The sequence below is a fragment of the Streptomyces sp. P9(2023) genome (assembly GCF_032436795.1).
GTDB lineage: Bacteria > Actinomycetota > Actinomycetes > Streptomycetales > Streptomycetaceae > Streptomyces.
This window is the reverse complement of sequence record NZ_JAUPWM010000109.1, coordinates 1-759: the sequence shown is the minus strand read 5'-3', so window position 1 is coordinate 759 and position 759 is coordinate 1. Positions and strand designations below refer to the sequence as shown.

The window sequence follows — 759 nt, the reverse complement described above, 5'->3', positions numbered from 1 at the left end:
TGTACATTTTTATTCACGTTAGGATGTAGAAAGGAGAGCGGATGAAAAAAATATGCGCAACGTGTGGAAAGTCATTCGAGACCACTTCCAACCGTGCAACTTACTGTAGCGAAGAATGCCGAAAAATAGGTATTGCAGAAAAACAGAAACTCTTAATGCGGAAAAAGCGGAAAGAGGAAAAAGAACGTAAAGAAGCAGAGTTAAAGACTAATGTCAAAAACTCTACTAAGCCTAAAAAAATACGTGATATTGAAAAATATTACCAAAAGAAAAAGCAAGAGCTTTTAGAAAACGAAAAGCAATTTGGATATGTTGGTAGGACATTAATCGAAGGAATAGATATCCACGATCCAGAATTTAAAAAACTAATAATGGAGAAAATCAAATGAAGCAAACCGGAATGAACTTCCTGCGTAGAAAGTTAGCTCTTTATAAAACGGGCGTTGAAAAACGCTATCGTTATTATGCAATGCAAGACGTTGACAACACAATGAGCATTGTGATGCCTTACAACGTTAAAAGCGCCTATCGGTCAGTCTTGGAATGGACTACAAAAGGTGTAGATGCCTTAGCAGATAGAATTGTTTTCCGTGAATTTGGTAACGATGATTTTAACGCAACAGAAATATTCAATGCAAACAATCCAGATATATTTTTTGATACTGCAATTCAATCTGCATTGATTGGTTCATGTGCATTCGTTTATATTTCAAAAGTCGATGGCGAGTTGCCGCGTTTGCAAGTCATCGAAGCAAGTAA

The 759-nt window shown here is 36.4% G+C and carries 2 protein-coding genes; both read left to right on the top strand.

Translation table 11 applies throughout. From position 1 onward, the window contains the following. The first annotated feature begins 41 nt into the window (after nt 1–41). Nucleotides 42–389 (top strand): hypothetical protein, encoded by a 348-nt coding sequence (locus Q5762_RS36865; RefSeq protein ID WP_315887725.1) that lies wholly within the window; start codon nt 42–44, stop codon nt 387–389. Beyond that, nucleotides 386–759, top strand: a 374-nt coding sequence (locus tag Q5762_RS36860) for a hypothetical protein (RefSeq protein ID WP_315896681.1), incomplete at its 3' end; no start/stop codon positions are given. The genes Q5762_RS36865 and Q5762_RS36860, both read left to right, overlap by 4 nt.

Coding starts and splice junctions, on each gene's coding strand:
- Q5762_RS36865 (WP_315887725.1), top strand. CDS start 42: ATGAAAAAAATATGCGCAACGTGTGGAAAGTCATTCGAGACCACTTCC.